The sequence below is a fragment of the Ruegeria arenilitoris genome (assembly GCF_013031355.1).
Classification (GTDB): Bacteria; Pseudomonadota; Alphaproteobacteria; order Rhodobacterales; family Rhodobacteraceae; genus Ruegeria; species Ruegeria arenilitoris_C.
Genome location: NZ_WPZO01000010.1, coordinates 40,979 through 55,342, shown reverse-complemented (window position 1 = coordinate 55,342; position 14,364 = coordinate 40,979). Strand labels below are relative to the sequence as shown.

Annotated in this window: 12 protein-coding genes and 2 pseudogenes; 6 read left to right on the top strand and 8 right to left on the bottom strand. The window is 55.3% G+C overall.

Going from position 1 to position 14,364, the window contains the following annotated elements:
- Nucleotides 1-12 precede the first annotated feature (12 nt).
- Nucleotides 13-711 (bottom strand): GntR family transcriptional regulator, encoded by a 699-nt coding sequence (locus GOX63_RS18880; RefSeq protein ID WP_367646758.1) that lies wholly within the window; start codon nt 709-711, stop codon nt 13-15.
- Nucleotides 711-2,081, bottom strand: a complete 1,371-nt coding sequence (locus GOX63_RS18875; protein WP_170328248.1) for a formimidoylglutamate deiminase — start codon at nt 2,079-2,081, stop codon at nt 711-713. The genes GOX63_RS18880 and GOX63_RS18875 overlap by 1 nt, the downstream gene beginning before the upstream one ends.
- A 109-nt stretch (nt 2,082-2,190) precedes the next feature.
- Here GOX63_RS18875 and hutI point away from each other — a divergent pair, with 109 nt between their 5' ends.
- The 6 genes from hutI to GOX63_RS18845 all read left to right on the top strand — a co-directional run bounded on the left by hutI (nt 2,191) and on the right by GOX63_RS18845 (nt 9,086).
- Nucleotides 2,191-3,366 (top strand): imidazolonepropionase, encoded by a 1,176-nt coding sequence (gene hutI, locus GOX63_RS18870; protein ID WP_174826842.1) that lies wholly within the window; start codon nt 2,191-2,193, stop codon nt 3,364-3,366.
- Complete coding sequence (hutG, locus tag GOX63_RS18865; protein ID WP_170546800.1) at nt 3,363-4,154, top strand: N-formylglutamate deformylase; 792 nt, start codon at nt 3,363-3,365, stop codon at nt 4,152-4,154. Before hutI ends, hutG begins: the two co-directional genes overlap by 4 nt.
- A complete protein-coding gene (hutU, locus tag GOX63_RS18860) occupies nt 4,151-5,824 on the top strand; it encodes a urocanate hydratase (protein WP_170328251.1) in 1,674 nt (557 codons plus the stop codon). The genes hutG and hutU overlap by 4 nt, the downstream gene beginning before the upstream one ends.
- A 76-nt stretch (nt 5,825-5,900) precedes the next feature.
- Nucleotides 5,901-6,986: a TRAP transporter substrate-binding protein gene (locus GOX63_RS18855; RefSeq protein ID WP_170328252.1), complete on the top strand. Its 1,086-nt coding sequence runs from the start codon at nt 5,901-5,903 to the stop codon at nt 6,984-6,986.
- A 58-nt stretch (nt 6,987-7,044) separates the two neighbouring features.
- Nucleotides 7,045-7,539: a TRAP transporter small permease subunit gene (locus tag GOX63_RS18850; RefSeq protein WP_170328253.1), complete on the top strand. Its 495-nt coding sequence runs from the start codon at nt 7,045-7,047 to the stop codon at nt 7,537-7,539.
- Complete coding sequence (locus GOX63_RS18845; protein WP_170328254.1) at nt 7,536-9,086, top strand: TRAP transporter large permease; 1,551 nt, start codon at nt 7,536-7,538, stop codon at nt 9,084-9,086. The genes GOX63_RS18850 and GOX63_RS18845 overlap by 4 nt, the downstream gene beginning before the upstream one ends.
- A gap of 366 nt (nt 9,087-9,452) precedes the next feature.
- On the opposite strand, the pseudogene GOX63_RS18840 reads toward GOX63_RS18845, so the two are convergent.
- The 6 genes and pseudogenes from GOX63_RS18840 to GOX63_RS18815 form a co-directional block, all read right to left on the bottom strand.
- A pseudogene (locus tag GOX63_RS18840) lies at nt 9,453-9,908 on the bottom strand (IS6 family transposase).
- 73 nt (nt 9,909-9,981) lie between these two features.
- Nucleotides 9,982-10,734, bottom strand: a complete 753-nt coding sequence (locus GOX63_RS18835; RefSeq protein ID WP_170328255.1) for an SDR family NAD(P)-dependent oxidoreductase — start codon at nt 10,732-10,734, stop codon at nt 9,982-9,984.
- A 37-nt stretch (nt 10,735-10,771) separates the two neighbouring features.
- The gene (locus GOX63_RS18830) at nt 10,772-12,292 is read right to left on the bottom strand and encodes a sugar ABC transporter ATP-binding protein (protein ID WP_170546797.1); all 1,521 of its coding nucleotides are present in this window, start codon (nt 12,290-12,292) and stop codon (nt 10,772-10,774) included.
- 66 nt (nt 12,293-12,358) lie between these two features.
- Nucleotides 12,359-12,919, bottom strand: a complete 561-nt coding sequence (locus tag GOX63_RS18825; protein WP_170328257.1) for a sugar ABC transporter substrate-binding protein — start codon at nt 12,917-12,919, stop codon at nt 12,359-12,361.
- A 57-nt stretch (nt 12,920-12,976) separates the two neighbouring features.
- Nucleotides 12,977-13,657, bottom strand: a pseudogene (locus tag GOX63_RS18820) (IS6 family transposase).
- 123 nt (nt 13,658-13,780) lie between these two features.
- Nucleotides 13,781-14,284, bottom strand: a complete 504-nt coding sequence (locus GOX63_RS18815) for a hypothetical protein (protein WP_170328258.1) — start codon at nt 14,282-14,284, stop codon at nt 13,781-13,783.
- Nucleotides 14,285-14,364 lie beyond the last annotated feature (80 nt).

The window sequence follows — 14,364 nt, the reverse complement described above, 5'->3', positions numbered from 1 at the left end:
GACACACCTTGGTTAGGTCGTCGCCACTAGCTGATAACCCGGCTGCGCGAAGGATTTGACTAAGGTGATGGGGCGCTCGTCTTCAAACGTCGCACGCTCGATCACGAACAACGCGTCACCCTGGTCGATCTCCATTTGCTGTGCGGTTGTTGCACTGGCTTTCTGCGCATAAAGACGCAGTTCGTAACGCGAGTAGGGTTTGTTTTTGATTAACCACTCGTTTGCGCTGATACGAGTCAGGTCTACCTGCAAAATTTCGGGGGTAGTCTGCGTGCAGATCCATCGTTCTTCCAGAATGTATGGACGTCCATCCGCAAGATGAAGCGCATCCGCCCGCAACAGCGGTCGCGGCGCAGCAATACCCAGCTTGGCAAGGACCGACACGGGCGGTACGGCCTCTTTCAGCGAGATCAGCTGGTAGCCGTATTCGCGCCCACTCTGCTCAATCTCCAGCCGGGTGACACGGATATCGAGCGTTGCGCGCGCGATCGGTTCGCGACGAACATGGGTCCCGCCCTTGCGCCTGCGTTCTATGAGCCCACTATCGACCAAATCCTGCATCGCGCGCTGCACTGTGGAACGCGCGCAGTTCAGTGTATCAGCAAAGTCAGCATCGCGTGGCAAACGATCACCGGGCTTGAATCGACCAGCCAGAATGTCATCACGAACACGATCGCGAACAGATTTCCATGTTGTCTTTCGTTCTGCCATCAGATCTCCAATTGGAGCGATTTCATCAGCGCGACATAGTCCGCAACAATCCTGTCGCGAAGCGCATGTCGACCGTTCTTCACCATGTGTCGTCCTGCACTCCACACGTCAGTAATCGCATTACCGCCTTGCCCGGAAAACAGCAGACTGTCCAGCAATTGATCGGAACCCCGCCCGGCAAGGGCCGGAGTGTCCGTGCTGAGACCAATGAGATCACCCCAGTCGCCAGCTTTGATCTGCCCAGATCTGCGCCCTCCGGCCTGGGCCCCGCCTCGCGCAGACTCTTCGTAAAGAACGCGCCCGGTCGACTTTTCGGGTGTCGCTAGCGCAGCGCGACTACGGTCTCGCAGGCGTTGTGAGTATTCAAGCGTCGTCAGCTCATGAAACAGTGAGATGTGCACGTTGGAATCCGACCCCACTCCAAAGGATCCTCCGGCAGGCAGATAAGTCGTGCCTTCAAAGATGCCATCGCCAAGGTTGGACTCGGTGATCGGACACAGCCCGGCGACTGCTCCGGTCGCTGCCAGACCAAGCGTTTCGTGATCTTTCATCTGGGTGACGTGAATCAGACACCATCTGTCATTCACATCGTGGTTCTCCAACAACCACTCAACCGGTCGCGCACCCAAGTAGGCCTCGACTTCTTCGACCTCGGCAACCTGTTCTGCCAGATGCATATGTATGGGGCTCTTTTCAGCCGAGCCTGTCACCAGTTCGCGCAACGCCTCTGTGGAAACAGCGCGCAATGAATGGGGCGCGACGCCAATAGAATAATCGTCAGCAGCCTTTCCAATCAGGGCAGCGCTTTTTTCATGCAATGCCAGAAACTGGTCCAGATCATTTCCGAACCGGCGCTGTCCACCCTGCAGCGCGCGCCCGTCGCACCCGCCGTTGGAATAAAGGACAGGCAGGAGCGTCAGGCCAATTCCGGTCTCAGTTGCAGCGGCCGTGATGCGCCCAGCTATTTCAGCAAGGTCATCATAGGGCCGCCCGCCCACATCGTGGTGCAGATAGTGGAATTCGGCAACCGAGGCATATCCCGCCTCAAGCATCTCCATATAGACTAGCGACGCGATGACCTGCACCTGATCCGGGTCAAGCTGATCCAGAAAGCGGTACATCAATCGGCGCCACGTCCAAAAACTGTCGCGCGGATCAGGCCCGCGAGCTTCCGTCAGGCCAGACATAGCCCGCTGAAAAGCGTGGCTGTGCAGGTTGGTCTGGGCCGGAAGGACCAGATCATGGGTCGCCGGGCCACTTGCCGCGCCAGGTGTGACCGAATCAATACGACCATCATCGCCGACGACAATCGCAACGTCTGATCCCCAGCCGTCTGGCAGAAGCGCTTGTTTTGCTTTGATTTCATACATCTCAGATTGCTCTTGACTTATTATGTAGCGACATAATAGCAATATGTAGCGTTTTAACAAGGGGGCGAAAGTGGGAACCGAAATCCTGACAGACATTTCAGCAGCCACAATGACCGGCAGTGGCTACGGCCTGATTTCCGATGCCGCGATCGCAATTCAGGATGCCTCTGTCGCCTGGGTCGGACCCCGTTCAAATTTGCCAGCCGAGTACGCAGACTTCAGCCGCCGTGGCCTTGACGGTCGGCTTGTCACCCCGGGCCTGATCGATTGCCACACCCACATCGTGCATGGCGGAAACCGCGCCCGAGAGTTCGAGATGCGTCTAGAAGGGGCCAGCTACGAAGAAATCGCCCGCGCGGGCGGTGGGCGCGCGGGCGGTGGGATTGTCTCGACCGTTTCCGCAACGCGGGAGGCATCAGAAGAGACATTGCTCAAAACCGCACTGTCGCGCGCTGACGCGTTGATTGCCGAGGGCGTCACGACGATCGAAGTCAAGTCCGGTTACGGCTTGGACCGCGACACCGAACTCAAGATGCTGCGCGTCGCCCGCGCCATCGCCGCCCAACGTCCCGTGCGGGTGTTGACAAGCTTTCTTGGCGCCCATGCCAAACCGAAAGAGATGGACGCCGATACCTATATCGACACAATCTGTCTGCCCACCCTGCAAGAGGCCCATGCGGAAGGTCTAGTTGATGCAGTGGATGGCTTTTGCGAAGGGATCGCCTTTTCGCCCGATCAAATCGCGCGCGTTTTTGACAAAGCGGTCGAATTGGGCTTGCCAGTCAAGCTTCACGCCGAACAGCTGTCGAACATCGGCGGCACCGCCTTGGCCGCGCGGTACGGGGCGCTTTCGGCGGATCATGTCGAATATGCCACCGAAACGGATGCCGAGGCACTGGCCCAAGCCGGCACCGTGGCGGTTCTGCTGCCCGGGGCCTATTACGCGATCAACGAAACGCAAGCGCCTCCGGTGGATGCATTCAGAAAGTGCGGAGTACCCATGGCTGTTGGAACAGACTGGAACCCCGGCTCATCGCCTCTGGGATCCTTGCTTCTGGCCATGAATATGTCCTGCACTCTGTTTGGCCTCACCCCGGTCGAGGCGTTGGCGGGCACCACCCGCAACGCAGCCCGCGCGCTTGGCTTGTCCGATGTGGGTACTATCGCACCAGGGCAGCGCGCTGACCTTGCGGTCTGGAACGCCGCCGACCCTGCCGAACTGTCCTACGGCATCGGCATAAACCCTCTATACTCACGGATCGTAGCTGGAAGAGAAGCCCCATGAGTTTCATCGAAACCCACCGCGGTGACAGCCCCATCGTTCTGGGTCTGCCGCACACGGGAACCGACCTTCCGGATGACATCGCCGCCGGACTGAACGAGACCGGGCGCGCCTTGGCCGACACCGATTGGCACATTGACCAGCTGTACGCGGACCTCGGCACCGACCTGACAAGAGTCAGAACTGCCATCCACCGCTATGCCATCGACGTGAACCGCGATCCGGGCGGCGTCAGCCTCTACCCCGGTCAGAATACTACCACTCTTTGCCCACTGACAGACTTTGACGGTGCCGCGATCTACCGCAAAGGTCACGAGCCGGATGCGGACGAAATTACACGACGCGAAATTGCATATCACGCGCCCTATCACACAGCACTCCGGGCGGAACTTGAACGGGTGCACGCGCTTCATGGCTTTGCGATATTGTTCGATTGCCACTCTATCCGCTCACAAATCTCGTTTCTATTTGACGGAACCCTGCCCGATTTCAACCTCGGCACCAATGACGGAACAACCTGCGACCCTGAGCTGGAGCAAAACACAGCAGCGATCTGCGCGGCGGCCGAGGGATATTCCAGTGTCGTGAATGGTCGTTTCAAAGGTGGGTGGACGACCCGACATTACGGGCAACCTGCCAAGGGTGTCCACGCCCTTCAGATGGAGCTTTCCCAAAGCACTTACCTGGCAAACGAAGCCCCACCTTGGACGTTTGATTCATCACGTGCGGAAAGGCTGCAACACACTCTCGCAAAAATCCTAAACACCCTTAAAACCTGGAGGCCGACATGAACGACCCACGTAAGAACACCCGCGACATCTATCCGCCGACGGGCCCCGAACTGAATGCTAAAAGCTGGATGACAGAGGCCCCCCTGCGGATGCTGATGAACAACCTACATCCCGACGTGGCAGAAAACCCGCATGAGCTGGTGGTTTATGGCGGCATTGGCCGCGCGGCTCGGACTTGGGAAGACTTCGACCGGATCGTCGCCGGCCTCAAAGACCTTGAGGAGGACGAAACGCTTGTCGTTCAGTCCGGCAAACCGATTGCGATCGTCAAGACCCATTCCGACGCGCCCCGCGTTCTGATTGCTAACAGCAATATTGTACCGCATTGGGCCAATTGGGATCACTTCAACGAGTTGGATCGTAAGGGCCTTGCGATGTACGGCCAGATGACTGCAGGGTCGTGGATTTACATCGGGTCGCAGGGCATCGTGCAGGGCACCTACGAGACCTTCGCCGAGGCCGGACGCCAGCATTATGACGGCGATCTGAAAGGCAAATGGATCCTAACCGGCGGCCTTGGCGGGATGGGTGGCGCGCAACCGCTGGCTGCTGTAATGGCAGGTGCCTGCTGTCTGGCTGTGGAATGCAACCCCGACAGCATCGATTTCCGTCTGCGCACCCGCTATGTCGACGAAAAGACAGATAACCTTGACGAAGCGCTTGAGATGATCCGCCGCTGGACTGAGGCGGGCGAGGCCAAATCCGTTGCCCTACTGGCCAATGCTGCTGATGTCTACCCAGAGTTGGTCCGCCGCGGCGTCCGGCCCGACATCGTGACCGACCAGACATCGGCCCATGACCCGGTCAACGGCTATCTGCCGCAGGGCTGGTCGATGGCCGAGTGGCGCGAAAAGCGCGAAAGCGATCCGAAAGCCGTAGAAAAGGCCGCTCGGGCTTCGATGAAGGTGCAGGTCAAGGCGATGGTCGATTTCCACGCTATGGGTATCCCGACCGTCGACTATGGCAACAACATTCGCCAGATGGCGCTTGAGGAAGGGCTGGAAAACGCCTTTGATTTCCCGGGCTTCGTACCTGCTTATATCCGCCCGCTGTTCTGCCGGGGTATCGGCCCATTCCGCTGGGCCGCGCTGTCAGGCGACCCCGAGGATATCTACAAAACCGATCAGGCGATGAAGGAACTGTTCCCCGAGAACGAACATCTGCACAACTGGCTGGACATGGCTCAAGACCGGATCGAATTCCAGGGCCTGCCCGCCCGTATCGCGTGGATTGGTCTGGGGGATCGCCACCGCGCAGGCCTTAAATTCAACGAGATGGTCGCCAACGGCGAGCTCAAGGCCCCTATCGTGATCGGTCGCGATCACCTCGACAGCGGCTCCGTCGCCTCACCCAACCGCGAGACAGAAGCGATGCAAGACGGCTCGGACGCGGTGAGTGACTGGCCGCTTCTGAACGCTCTGGTCAACACCGCGTCGGGCGCGACCTGGGTGTCGCTGCACCACGGCGGCGGCGTCGGCATGGGGTTCAGCCAGCACGCGGGCGTGGTAATCTGCGCCGACGGTTCTCCCGAAGCCGCCAAACGGCTGGAACGCGTGTTATGGAATGATCCGGCCTCGGGCGTTTGGCGCCATGCCGATGCCGGATACGACATTGCACTGGATTGCGCGCGTGAACACGGTCTGAGGTTGCCTGGAATATTGGGGAACTGACGCGGACCCATCGCCCAACGTGCGTCGTTGGGCGATGGCGGCATAACATCTGAGATTATCAAGGAGGAAAAAGATCATGGATCGACGTAAGTTTCTGTCAGCTGGCACAGTCGGCGCGGCGGCGACGGCGCTGGCAAGCCCGGCAATCGCGCAAGACGTACGCCAATGGAAGATGGTCACGGCTTGGCCGAAAAACCTACCTGGACCCGGCGTCGCAGCGCAAATGCTGGCGGACCGTATTACGACGCTTTCGGGCGGACGGATCGAGGTCAAGCTTTTTGCATCTGGTGAACTTGTGCCAGGACCGGGCGTTTTTGACGCCGTCAGCGAGGGCACGGCCGAACTATATCACGCGGTTCCAGCTTATTGGGGATCGAAATCCAAGGGCATACTGCTTTTCGGATCACAACCCTTCGGTCTACGTGCGGATGAACAATTTGGCTGGTTGTATCACGGCGGCGGTCAGGAGCTTTATAATGAGATGTATGGTCGCTTTGGGATCCAACCTTTCCTTTGCGGCAATTCTGGCCCGCAATGGGGTGGTTGGTTCCGCGACGAGATTAACTCGGTCGAAGATCTCAAAGGTATGAAGTTCCGCACCACCGGACTCGCTTCGGAGATGTGCCGTAAGCTCGGTATGGCTGCCGAAGCTATGAGCGGTCCAGCCATGTTCCAGGCCCTTCAGACCGGCGCGCTCGACGCAGGAGAGTTCATAGGACCCTGGACTGACAGCGCGCTCGGCTATCAGCAGGTTGCCAAGAACTACTACTGGCCCGGTGTCGGTGAACCTTCGTCAGCCGAAGAATGCGGTGTCAACGCGAGCGTCTTTGCCGAACTTCCCGAGGATTTGAAACAGGTTGTCCGTTTTGCCTGCGAAAGCCTCTATAACCCGGTCTGGACCGAGTACACGACAAAACATGCGCTAGCACTCAAAAAGCTGGTCGACGAGGACGGCGTCCAGGTTCGCGTATTCCCGCAGGATGTCATTGACGCAATGGGCGCTGCATCCGCCGAGGTCATTGAAGAGCTTCGGAGCGACGAAGACGAGCTTGTTCAGCGCATCACCGAAAGCTTCATCGCCTACCGAGACAGTGTCGGCGGCTATATGACTTTTGCGGATAATGGGCAAATGAACGCCCGCGCGTCTGTGATGGGCTATTAAACCGATTGCGGCGCGGTCAAATTCCCCGCGCCGCTACACTTTCGAGCAGGGGGCTCTGATGCATCGCTTCGCTGACCTGGTTGACCAGATGAACACGCGTCTCGGCGCAGTGCTTAAGTGGTTTGCCCTGTTGATGGTTCTTATCCAGTTTGGAATCGTCATCGGGCGCTATGTGTTCGGGGTTAACTCAATCGTAGCGCAGGAAAGCGTACTCTATCTACACGCCGCGCTTTTCATGCTGGCAGCAGGCTATACCCTCCTTGTCGACAAACATGTCCGGGTCGACATCTTCTATGCCGGTGTTAACCGCAGGATTCAGCGTCGCATCGACATATTTGGGCACCTGTTCCTGCTGTTGCCGTCAATGGCTGCGCTAGCCTGGTGGTCCTGGGCATCGGTGCGAAATTCATGGAAAATTCTCGAAGGCCCAATTTCTGTCGGCGGCATCGAGGCTGTTTTCCTACTCAAATCTTTGATCCCGCTTTTCTGCATCCTGATCGCATTGCAATCCATTGCCATCTTGATCCGATTGTTCGCGGAGGGTTCGGAATGAGCGCCAATCTCGATATCCTGATGTTCGCGGCGCTAGCCGTGGCGGTTTTGTCAGGTTTTCCGGTTGCATTCAGCATTGCAGGTGTCGCCGTTATCTTCGCCTATCTCGGCTGGATGCTAGGTGTCATGGATATCTCGCTTCTGGGTGCCTTCGGGCAACGCGTCTTCGGCCTAATCTCCAACCAGGTTCTGATCGCAATCCCGCTTTTCGTCCTGATGGGAGCACTACTGGAAAAAAGCCGCATTGCAGAAGAGCTGCTGGATACGATGGGCAGGGCTTTCGGACAATTGCGCGGTGGCCTTGGCATTTCGGTAGTGTTGGTTGGCGCCTTGCTGGCAGCGTCAACCGGAATTGTAGGCGCGACGGTCGTTGCGATGGGCATGATTGCCCTTCCGACGATGTTGCGATCGGGGTACGACCCGCGCGTGGCATCGGGTATCGTCTGCACAGCGGGTACACTTGGCCAGATCATTCCACCCTCAACCCTTCTCATCATCCTTGCCGACGTGATGTCGAACGCCTACCAGCAAGCACAGTACGAGCAGGGCAAATTCTCAGTCGAAGCGTTGTCGGTGGGTCAGTTCTTTGCCGCTGCGCTCTTGCCCGGCCTGCTTTTGGTTGCGCTCTACCTGCTCTATATCCTCGTGCGAGGTTTCGCTCGCCCCCAGGACATGCCACCGGCGGACGTCAGTTTCGCGCGTCCGGGCGTCAGTGAACTTCTAAGGGCCGTTGTGCCACCGGTTTTGCTGATTGTGACCGTACTGGGTTCAATCCTTTCGGGGATTGCGACGCCCACCGAAGCCGCAGGTGTCGGTGCCATAGGCGCATTGCTCATGGCAGGCGCGAAACTGGGTCGCTATCGAGGGGTAATCCTTGCCAGCGCAGCGGCGCTTATCGCCCTCGCAGTCGCTGCAGACGTATTCCCGGTGCGTTTCCAACGCAGCGATCTAGCCACCGGAGATATTGTTGCCGGCGTGTTCTACATTCTATTTGCCGTAATTGGTGTCTCAGGAATCGCTGCCGCCTTGCTCAACGTGATCCGTGAGAAAGTCGTCCAAGATGCCCTAACGTCGACCATGACAATGACCTCAATGATCTTCGCGACCATCCTCGCGGCCAGTATGTTCTCACTGGTATTCATAGGGCTCGGCGGCGAAGAACGCGTGGCCCATTGGCTTCAAAGCCTCCCTGGCGGCGCAATCGGTGCGTTGATCGTGACCATGCTGATCGTTTTCCTAATGGGCTTTTTCCTCGACTTCGTGGAAATCTCGGTCATCGTCCTACCTCTTGTGGTTCCAACGCTCATTTTGCTCGGTCATGACCCGATCTGGCTGGGCATTATACTGGCGATCAACCTCCAAACCTCGTTCTTGACGCCGCCCTTTGGCTTCTCGCTTTTCTATCTGCGCGGCGCTGCACCAAAAGAGATTTCAACTGGGCAAATCTATCAGGGCGTCATACCGTTCATCTGCCTGCAAGCCATTGGGGTGCTACTAATCTGGTTCGTCCCTCAAATTGCGACGTGGTTACCTGAAGTGATGTTCTAACAGCTGTCTTACTGGCTCGGTTTGATGAAGTCATTTACGGTTGTAGCGAGCTTTCTGGTAACCGCGATCATTTCAACCTCGTGCGGCGTTCGGCTTCGGGAGGTGGTCAGCGACTTCATCAGTCCTAGGCCCGAATGGCGGCTTCTTTGATCCTACCGGGACAAACCCGTTAACCAAGGGAACCAGGAACAGCCCGATGCATTTGCCCGACGGGCGTTTTCTTTAGCCCACCAGCAAATCACTCGAACACTATGGTCGCCTACCGGGCGCATCGTAAGAAGCGTTGCCGCGATTGATCATGACGAAGGGACGACGGCTCTCTCGCATTATTTTCTGAAGTATGAATGATTGTTGGAATTTGCTGGTTTAGATGGCTAGTTCCGCATACTGCTTGAACGAGCAGATTCCGAGGCCGAACTGGACCTTTCGGGTTATCTGCGCAACTTCAATCCGATCAAGCGTAGCGGAAGCAGATTCAAACGATTTGAAGCCGAGCATTGGTCAGATCCGACGTTTGGTAAATCGGTGGTCTTGTTCAATTACGTTGTTTAAGAATTTCCGCCTCACCATCTCGATTGGGAGTGGGCAACCAAAGCCTTTCAACATTTTGTTGATGGCTTTGATTCCAGCCTTGTTCCGGCGTTCGAACAGCATGAAATCAAGCGTCTTTCCGAACTTGTCGATGGCTCGATAGAGGTCAACACCGCGTTCAGCCATGGTTTCTTCCAGATTCCGGCATGAAACACCGTAGCGCACGTAGAAGAAGACCGCATGCAAGATCGCGTCCTTTGGAAAATGCGCGCCTCTGAATGAGATCGACACTGTCTGCCTCGATCAACATCCGAGACGCCATTTTCACAAAGAACTCCTAGCCAAAAGTTTGCGACAAGGCTTGTCAGACTGCGTGATAGCCGCCGTCAATAGTCAGCTCGGATCCAAGCATGAAGCGCGACTCGTCCGAGGCCAAATACAATACCGCATCTGCAATCTCTTCCGGCTGTGCCGCGCGGCGAAGCGGTGCACCACCAAGGAGAGAATCGAGTTTCTCTGGTGTGTCGATAAGATCGGAAGTCATGGGCGTTTCAATGAGGCCAGGATGCAATGTATTCACGCGGATTTTGTCTTCGGCAACTTCAGCCGCAATGGCTTTAGTGAGCAGGCGAACTGCCCCTTTCAACGCACAATAGATTGAAAACCCTGGACGACCCACGAGCGCAAAATTTGATGAAACATTGATAATCGAACCACCCCCAGCTTTTTTCATCAATGGAATTGCACCACGCACCCCCATAAACAAACCGCGGGCATTAATGTTGAAAACACGATCCCACTGCTCCAAGGTACAGTCCTCGACATTGCCAACCGTATACACACCAGCGTTGTTGACAAGGATATCGAGGCGACCAAAGTCATAGATCACTTTCTTAAAAACCGAATTCCAAGCTTCTTCGTTCTGCACATCGTGATGGAGAGACGCGGCGGAACCGCCCATAGCTTCCACCAGTTCAACAGTCTCGGCAAGGCCTGCTTCCTTAACGTCCGTAACAAGGACTTTGGCCCCTTCAGCAGATAGTTTGAGCGCGTGGGCGCGCCCCATTCCACCCCCTGCACCAGTGATTATTGCTACTTTCCCGTCGACACGTCCCATTTAGGCACTCCTTGTTTTTTAATGCTGGCGTATGTGGTTAATTTTGAGGAATAACTGAAACGGAATTCCAACTACCATTCATAGCCTCCATCAGATTATGTTCCGTGATCTCAGGACCTGACAGTTGGCAGGACAACTCACCGTCGACGAAAACTACGACGCGATGTGCCACCGAGACATAGTCTTCAGGGTCTGTGGAATGAAAGAGAATTACCCGGGGTTCTTCCATGAGCCCTTGAATGACGCTGTTAATTTGCTTCTTGGCGTTCACGTCCACACCACGCATCGGATCATCGATAAGAAGAAGGGACGGGTTAGCTTCAAGCCAACGCGCGAATACCACCTTTTGTTGGTTCCCGCCGGACAGCTCGCCCACTTTCTGCGAAACATCTGCTAATTTGACACCGAGATCACGACAGCGTTCAGTTGCGATGGCAGTCTGTTTCCTCCGGCCGGGAAACAGACCATCCCAACCGAGTGTAAGCGCTCGAACAGCCGACACATTCTCTGTAACTGATTGCCGAAGCGTCAAGCCACACCCTTTTCGGTCGGCAGGGAAGTAGGCGACACCGGACTTCACTGCATCAGCAGAGTTGTTCTTATGCTCTGCTCCGGAAGGCAATGTAATTGACCCCCCCGTGGATTTAGTTCGGCCAAAGAGCACAGAAAAGAGTTCTTCTGGGCCGGATCCGGCATGACCCGCAACACCGACGATTTCCCCATTGGTTGCTTTGAATTCCGCAACATTGAGTCCTTTAGCCGTGGTCAGTTCTGAAATACGTAGTTCAACGCCATCGGTCCCATCTTGCTTTTGTTCAGGCAGGCTGTCGGCTGAATGTGGCTTTTCACCTAGCATTGCCTCTACGAGTTCCGGGACAGTCGGACGATCGCCCTTTGTCACCAATTTCACCCGCTTTCCATCACGCAGAACGGCGAATCTGTTTGATATATCAAGTAAATGCTCGAGAAAATGTGTGATGTAGATAATCGAAACACCACGCTTGTTAAGATCGCGAAGGACTTTGTGCAGGCGTTCAACTTCACCAACATGTAGAGCGGAAGTCGGTTCGTCCAAAATCAAAACCCGCGGTTTCTGCAGGAGAGCCCGGGCAATTTCAACAAGTTGTCTGTCGGCTAGACTGAGAGTTTCCACTTTGGCGGTCAGCGAAACCTGCAATCCCAACTCATCCAAAGTTGCGCGCGCTGACTTCTCCAAAATAACATTAGAGTTGTGCTTGCTTCCCGGAACCAAGGATAGATTCTCGATGACAGATAGAGCGGGAAACAAGTTCAATTCCTGAGAAACAAAGCCGATACCTGCTTCCCATGCCTCCAGCATGGAGTTCATTTGCCGTTTTTTGCCATCCAAAAGAATCTCGCCGCTTTCCGCCTTCAGCGCACCGGCGAGAATTCTCATCAACGTCGATTTGCCTGCACCATTTGCGCCTATTACACCGAGGACTTCCCCTCTTCGCAGGTTCAGCGAAACATCAACAAGCGCCGGATTCTTACCGAAGTTCTTGCAGATGTTCTGGGCCTGAAAGACGTGGTCATTCATAGAAAAATCTCCGGGCGTGCAGTCTAAATTTGTGGAGCAGGGCTCTTGCCCTGCTCTGGGTTTTGTTTAAAGCGGTGGCAGATCATATGCCCCAGTCTCAGCGAAATTACCTTTAGCAACGGCATCCAAAACGTCGTTCACATCCTCTTCGAAAAATGCTCGAAGGCCAGGCGCCGGAGTCTTCCAAGCCTCGATAAAATTTTCGATGTTTGAGGAATCCACGATTGTAACAGGGAGTTTAGCCCAACCCTGCGGTAATTCTTTGCCTTCGTGGATTGCTTTTGATGCAAGAAGAACCGCTATGTAGCCCTGTAAATAGTGATTTGAGGGCGAAGCAGCCAGAACGAAGCCACGACGCACGGCATCTCGGATTTCTTCCGGCCCGTCGAATGCCACAGTAACTGCTGACATATCGTCATCTTCAATTATCTTCGCAATGTTTTGTTGGCCTGACTCACAGGCGTCAGCATAGCCGAGCGCATCGCGATTAGCTTGGATCGCCTGATTCCAGACAACGAAATTGCCGGAACGGTCTGGCTTTGTCTCAACAACAGGGGGTAGCGTCACATTAGGCATTAGTTCGTTCATCCCAGCCCGAAAACCCGCGATCCTGTTTTCCAGAACCATCAAAGGTTCCGTTGCAAAGTTTGCGGTTGTTCGGAAACCTGCTTTTGAGCCGAAGGGTTAGGCTGCCAGTTCTGCGAACTGTAGAAATGGGCAGAGGCCGGGCGTGATTTGACCTTTGCGGATCATGTGCGCGACTTCGATGCCTGAAAGAGTTGCAGATGCAGATTCAAAAGACTTGAAGCCAAGCATCGGACGGGTTCGTCTTTTGATGAACCTGTGATCTTGTTCCACGATGTTATTTAGGTATTTCCGCCTCACCATCTCAATCGGGATCGGGCAACCAAACCCCTTCAGCATTTTGTTGATGGCTTTGATGCCGGCTGTGTTCGCACCGCTCTTGTCGATGACGATCTTTCGTGGAAGGCCATTGCTTTCAAGCATTCGAGCGAAGAATTTCGTAGCGGCAGGTTTGTTCCGACGTCCTCAAAGCATGAAATCCAATGTCTTGCCGTGTTTATCGACCGCTCGGTAGAGATAGACCCACTCACCTTTCACCTTTATGTAAGTTTCGTCCATCCGCCAGGAGCGGTCACACGGTCCCTTTCGCCTGCGCGCCACGTCGGCGATTGCACTAGCGTATTTTGTCACCCAACGGTTCAGCGTCGTGTGATCTACCGCAACGCCACGCTCGGACATGATTTCTTCAAGATCACGGTACGACACGCCGTATCGGACGTAAAAGAACACAGCAAAGAGGATCACATCCTTGGGATATTGCGCACCTTTGAAGGAGATCATGAGTTGGCTTTCGACTAGTTGGGACCGAAAGCCATCCACGCGCTAAACCCAAACGCGTCAACAGCCAAATCTTTGCAACAAAGCCTGGCCGCGAGTACCAATTCTACTACAAAGTTTCGAGCGTTACACCTCGTTGCATTGACTATCTGCAATCCGGAACAGCAACGACTCAAATAGCGAACCGTCCATTGGTTGTAGCACTTTTCTATCGAATTGTTGGTTACGGTTCAAAAAGCCGTAACTGTAGTAAAGCCGCATAGCTGTTATGCCCGAAATTCCTATATCAGACACATTTGCAAACATGATCGGGCACGGGGTCGTCGGAATCTGCAATTGAATACCGACCTCGTGAACAACGCGTTCCGGCGATGCGGTGCTTTTAATCAGTTTTAGTTTGTCGATCGACGCCCCCAGGCTTTCCAGCCAAGCCTTTTCTTCTCCGAGGAAATTGGCCACATCCTTGTAACCCGTGACCAGACCATTGCGCGGGGCATCGATAATAGGTTCGCCCTCAAAAGCATCGAGAACGGCATCAAAGTTCCCGGACAGCAAATCCGAGTAGAAATTCGCAGCATTTGTATGTGGGCTGGTTCTGACATCTTCCGCTATCATTTCACGCACTTTCAAGTGTTTCCCCAGGACTGATCCCCGATTTTGAAGTTTTTGCGAATGATTGGGTATTTGCGTCCGGCCCGGTACATTCTGCG